Here is a 5858-nt window from a genome sequence, read left to right as displayed (position 1 = left end):
TTGGCTTGATTTGAAAGAAGCACAGAAAATAGCCGAATTTCTTGGCATTGAAGCGCCCTTTTTCTTGGCAACTTACACACACAAAAAACTTGGCAGGATCAGTATTAAAGAGAAAGAAAACGGGGACTGCCAGTTTTTAGCCTGGGGAAAGTGCGAGATCTATCCGGTCAGGCCTCTTCAATGCAGATTGTACCCTTTTTGGCCCTCTATCCTTTCAAGCCCTCGCAGTTGGAGTTGGGAAGGACGTAGATGTCCGGGCATCGGACAAGGTCGGTTTTATCCCGCCAAAATTATAGATCGTATGCTGGTTAAGGCACTGCCTTTGGGGCTTTGACACTAAGTTAACCATGCCTAATTTGCTTGTATATATTTTCTCTTCAAGTTAGAATTTAAAATGTAAACCAAAGCAACAAGCAAGTTAAAGATGACTTTAATAACAGGGGGCGATAGGCATGGCTAATGTCAGGTGGGCTGTTACGCCAGAAGAGGTTTTTCCTGTGTTGGAAAGGTGGATCTTGCGCGATGGCTTCAATATAGTCATTGATATGGAAAAATCAGAAGGCAGTTGGATTGTAGATGCACGCACGGGTGAAAAGTGGCTTGATTTTTATACCTTCTTTGCATCGGCTCCTTTCGGCATGAATCATCCCAAGCTCGCAAATGACGAGTTCAAGGAAAAGATCTTCAGAGCGGCCATTAATAAGGTCGCAAACTCCGATATCTACACCGTGGAGATGGCGGAATTCGTCAAGACTTTCTCGGAGGTAGCCGTGCCAAGCGGTTTTAATCACCTCTTTTTCATCGATTATGGAACTTTAGCCATCGAAAACGCTCTTAAAGTGGCCATGGATTGGAAGGTTAGAAAACTTTTGGCTCAGGGCAAGATAACCAAAGGCGTAGCCATTGATGGTAAAAAGGGAACTAAGGTAATACACTTCAGGGATTCCTTCCACGGAAGAAGCGGTTATACTTTAACTTTGACGAACACTGCCGATCCCAATAAGCATCAGTATTTTGCCAAATATGACTGGCCAAGGGTGCTAAATCCCAAGATCATTTGGCCCCTTGAGCAACACATAGAGGCCGTAAAATGGGAAGAAGAGGTCTCTGAAAGCCAGATTTTAAAGTTGCTGTGGGATGACCCTGACGACTATTGCGCCATCATAATAGAGACAATTCAGGGCGAAGGTGGAGACAATCACTTCAGAACTGAGTTTTTCAAGAAGCTGCGCAAGATATGCGATGAGTGCGATCTCATGCTTATTTTGGATGAAGTCCAGTGCGGCATGGGAATTACGGGCAAGATGTGGGCCTACCAGCATCACGACTTTATGCCCGATATGGTGGCTTTCGGCAAAAAATCACAAGTTTGTGGGATAATGGTTGGTCCAAAAGTAGATGAAGTATCAGAAAACTGCTTTACCGTGTCAAGTCGCATTAACTCCACTTGGGGCGGCAATATTTGTGACATGGTGAGGTCTACAAGATACCTTGAGATCTATCGCGATGATAATATCCTGGACTACGTTGCGAACATAGCCGGGCCTCAGCTATTCAATGGATTGCAAGCCCTCGGCGCTGAATTTCCGAAACTCGTTACGAACGTAAGGGGCAAAGGGCTCATGTGTGCCTTTGACTTTCCCTGTCCAGATTTGAGAGACAAATTTTTGAAGAAGATGCGAGAAAGACACGTCCTCCTGCTTGCCTGTGGAACACGTTCCGTGAGGTTCCGTCCTGCTTTAAACATAGCGCCTGAGGAGATAGATCGTGGCCTTTCTCTTGCAAAAGAGGCTTTGGCCGAATTAAGCAAGGAAGCATAGATTCTCCAGCTAGTTTATTTTTCGTCTAAGGGCACAAGGCGGGGTAGCAACCCCGCCTTTTTCCGTAATTTGCATGTGGCAAATTTCAGGTTATAGTGGTATGTTTCAATGGGAGGTGGATCTTTGCATTCCAGTTTGAGTGAGCTTAACTGGGGATTGGTCATTTCCCTGATCGTCGCAAGTGCAATAGTTGCTTATATAGGTGATATTTTGGGCATGAAGTTGGGCAAGAAGAGGATTAGTCTCTTTGGCATGAGGCCCAGGCACACGTCCCGTTTTATCACCATAGTGACAGGTGTTTTGATTGCCCTGGTAACGCTTTTTGTTATGGCTATTGCCTCCGATGCCGTAAGAGTTGCCCTTTTTAACATGAAATATATCCAGCGGCAGATATCTACTCTGACAGCTGAGCTAAGCAAAAGCCGAAGCGAGCTCGAAGCGCTTCAGTTAGATTTATTCAAGAGCCAAACTGAATTATCTGCCAAAGGAAAGGAGTTGCAAGAGGTCGAAGAAAAGCTCAGAGAAAGCCTGTCAAACTTGAAGGAAGTAGAAGCTGAAGTTACAAGGTTAAATAAAAAGGCAAAGGAACTGGAAAGGGACCGCGAGAGGCTTGGCAAGGAACTTGAAGCGATGAAGCTCGAACGAGATAGTCTTGAAGCCCAGATTGCCGATCTTCGCCTTCAGGCAGATGAGCTAAAAGCAAACCTTGAGAAGATGAAAGAAGGCAGGATACTGGTATTGGCCGGCGAGTTGCTGATGCAGATGCCCATTGACCCTACAAATATTGACGAAAAGGAAATCGAAAATGCAATCGAAAAGCTGATAAGTAACGCCAAATTGGCATTGTCCATACGCACTGGCCTGCAACCGGAAGACATCGATATCCATGTAAGAGAGGAAGAACTGAAAAAGGCCGTAAAAGAGACTGTGGAGAGCAAAAGGCGAAAGGTGGTCCGATTGATAGTTGCCACCAATGCAGTCGTAGGCGAAAGGATCGATTGTCTAATAAGCGTAAAAGATAGCGTGCTTGTTTATAAGGCAGGGGAAATACTTGCAAGCGAAGTGTTTACGGAACGCCTGAGTGAGGCGGAGGCAGAATTGGCGTTGTACAATTTGCTGAGACAAGTTAACGTTCGAGCTCAGGAAGATGGCATACTTCCCGATCCCATTACGGGCGCAGTCGGTAATTTGGAGGCCACCGAGTTTTTCGACGCCGTGGAAAATTTAAGCAACGCGAACCCACCCTTTAAGGTAAACGTAATTGCTGTCTCCGACATCTACACAGAAGGGCCCGTTCGCGTTAAAATAGAACTCGACTGATGGAAAGGATAATCAGAAATACTAATAAAGGAGGCGCTTGGTCCATGCTCATAGTCGAATGTCAGGTGTGCGAGGAAATTAAAGTCCTGGCTGGAGATCCGGATTATGACGGGATGGCCAGGGCTTCGTGGATATGTTCTAGGTGTGGTACAGGCCAACTCGTGCAATTACCGGTCAGCAGGGATGCACGAGGCGTTGATTTAAGGAAGATATTGCGCGGGATGTCCGTTCATTCTTCTTCCGGCGGGTATATCTCTGTGAGCACCCGCGATTAATCATGGATTTAAGCGAATATACCTTTTACGACAACAGGCTTGCCGTCTCCCCTTGGGAGGTAAAGGCGCTATATCGATTCGTATGGTGGGGAAAAAGTCGCACTGATGAGGGCATAGCTCGGATGCTGCAGGAAAGCAGCATGTGTTTCTCCGTGCGATATAAGAGCGAATTGGTCGGTTTCTGCCGGCTCCTGACCGATTTTGTTTATCGTGCCTCCCTGTGGGACATAATCATTCATCCCGATCATCAGGGGCAAGGCCTTGGCACGGCTCTCATGAACTATGTGCTTGAACATCCTGCCGTTAAAGATATTCCTCTAATAATCACTTATGTCAGCGATCTATATCCTTTTTTGGAAAAGTGGGGCTTCAAGCAGCTACCGGGTGCAGTACTGCTTTTGCGAAGTCCAATCGAATACTCATGAAAAGATTGGACTTGACAGAAAGGCCAGTTGCGGGTTATAAGAACATGCACCTTTACCTATTGTGCCTATGGGCCCTGGTGCTTTCGTATCCGTGGCATCAGGGTCCGCTATTTTTCATATTCGGAGGTGGAGTTGATGCCAAAAGAGCAGTTGTTGCTTACATCGGAGTCTGTAACTGAAGGACATCCCGATAAATTGGCCGATCAGATATCAGATGGGATATTGGATGCCATACTTGCCCAAGATCCCATGGGAAGAGTGGCCTGCGAGACCTTAGTCACTACTGGTTTAGTCATGGTTGCTGGGGAAATAACCACTGACTGTTATGTCGATATACCCCGATTAGTTCGATGCATCGTTAAAGATATCGGTTATACGCGCGCTAAATACGGTTTTGACGGAGATACCTGTGCTGTCATAACAGCCATAGACGAGCAAGCTTCAGATATTGCCCAGGGTGTAAATAGGGCACTTGAAGTAAGAGAGGACGATATGACGGATGACGAGGTGAACCGCATAGGCGCAGGCGATCAGGGCATGATGATCGGATATGCTTGCGATGAAACCGAAGAACTGCTTCCCATGTCCATTTCTTTGGCCCACAGACTGGCAAGACGTCTTGCGTACGTTCGTCGCGAAAAAATAATCCCCTACCTTCGTCCCGATGGCAAGACTCAAGTTACGCTCGAATACGAAAATGACAGACCGGTCAGGACGGATACCATCATAGTTTCTGCTCAACATCACCCTTCCGTGGAGCAGGCGCAGATAAAAGCGGATATCATAGAGCACGTCATCAAACCCATAGTCCCACCGGAGTTAATGGAGGATTCTCCGAGGATACTTGTAAATCCTACGGGTAGGTTTGTATTGGGAGGCCCCCTGGCTGATACGGGTTTGACTGGAAGAAAGATAATAGTCGATACCTACGGAGGAATAGTGCCCCACGGCGGAGGCTGTTTTTCGGGCAAAGACCCTACAAAGGTGGACCGTTCGGGGGCTTACATGGCAAGGTATGCGGCCAAAAATGTCGTTGCTGCAGGATTAGCGCGTAGATGTCAAATCCAGGTAGCTTATGCCATAGGCGTGGCCAGTCCAGTTTCCATATCGGTTGAGACCTACGGGACGGGCGTAATACCTGATGAAAAGATAGCAAGGCTTATAAGAGAACACTTTGATTTCAGGCCAGCCGCGATGATAAGGGATTTAGATTTGCGAAAACCACAATATTTACCGCTTGCTGCATATGGTCACATGGGGCGGATTGACTTAAATCCCCTGCCGGCATGGGAGAGGACGGATAAGGCGGAGGAATTAAGAAGGGCAGCCCAGTAAGCGAAGGTCATTTTTGTCATGGCGGGGATAGTGCCTTTTCTTTTGCATTTGATATTTCCCGTGAGGTGTCCTTTGTGCGGAAGGGCAGGCTCATGTGGCTGTGTAGAATGCATAAAAGAGGTGCTATCCCCAAACTTTTCCCTGTGCATCAAGTGCCTGGGGCCTTACCCCTGCGAAGAGCACAGTTCCTCTTTCCCTCATTATTGGGGCGCCCGTCATGAAGGCATGGCCCGAAACCTCGTACATCTACTCAAGTACGAAAACAACGGCGCCCTGGGAGTGTCCATGGGGATGGCTTTGGCATCGTACGTGACGGGGATGTCTGCCGACGCTTTGGTTCCCATACCCCTTCACATCGGAAGTCCAAGGTTATTCAATCAATCCAGAAAAATAGCCCAAGGCCTCTCCTTGAAGCTTGACATTCCCATGCGCGATTGTCTTGCCTGGAACGTTGAAGTCGCTCCGAGGGCGTCCAAAGGCAGTACAAGAAGTAAACTTCCGGAAAATTCCTTTAAAGTCACAGGTTTGCTCCGAAATATAAAAACCGCGATAATATGTGATGATGTATGCACCACGGGAGCTACAATACAAAAGGCTGCTTCCTCACTAGCTAAAATAGGCATCGAAGTCGTAGGTTCCATTAGCTTCACCGTAGGCAAAGGACCGAAGCTCTAAAAGCAGGT

7 protein-coding genes are annotated in these 5858 nt (G+C 47.3%); all 7 read left to right on the top strand.

Annotated features, from left to right (window positions below):
* On the top strand, window positions 1-334 hold a 334-nt coding region (locus tag Q7P41_RS07440; protein WP_303883206.1), incomplete at its 5' end, for a YkgJ family cysteine cluster protein.
* A gap of 118 nt (window positions 335-452) precedes the next feature.
* Entirely contained in the window at window positions 453-1820 is a 1368-nt protein-coding gene (lat, locus tag Q7P41_RS07435) for an L-lysine 6-transaminase (RefSeq protein WP_303883205.1), read from the top strand.
* 123 nt (window positions 1821-1943) lie between these two features.
* Complete coding sequence (locus Q7P41_RS07430) at window positions 1944-3140, top strand: DUF3084 domain-containing protein (RefSeq protein WP_303883204.1); 1197 nt, start codon at window positions 1944-1946, stop codon at window positions 3138-3140.
* 44 nt (window positions 3141-3184) lie between these two features.
* Window positions 3185-3415: an alcohol dehydrogenase gene (locus Q7P41_RS07425; RefSeq protein WP_303883203.1), complete on the top strand. Its 231-nt coding sequence runs from the start codon at window positions 3185-3187 to the stop codon at window positions 3413-3415.
* Between the two features lie 2 nt (window positions 3416-3417).
* Window positions 3418-3840: a GNAT family N-acetyltransferase gene (locus Q7P41_RS07420; RefSeq protein WP_303883202.1), complete on the top strand. Its 423-nt coding sequence runs from the start codon at window positions 3418-3420 to the stop codon at window positions 3838-3840.
* A gap of 135 nt (window positions 3841-3975) precedes the next feature.
* Complete coding sequence (gene metK / locus Q7P41_RS07415) at window positions 3976-5175, top strand: methionine adenosyltransferase (RefSeq protein WP_303883201.1); 1200 nt, start codon at window positions 3976-3978, stop codon at window positions 5173-5175.
* An 18-nt stretch (window positions 5176-5193) separates the two neighbouring features.
* Window positions 5194-5850 carry a ComF family protein gene (locus tag Q7P41_RS07410; protein ID WP_303883200.1) on the top strand — a complete coding sequence of 219 codons (657 nt, stop codon included), beginning with the start codon at window positions 5194-5196 and terminating at the stop codon, window positions 5848-5850.
* Window positions 5851-5858 lie beyond the last annotated feature (8 nt).

The organism is Acetomicrobium mobile, from assembly GCF_937920065.1.
Note: the sequence above shows the minus strand (reverse complement) of the source record. Positions and strands in the feature narration are given on the sequence as shown.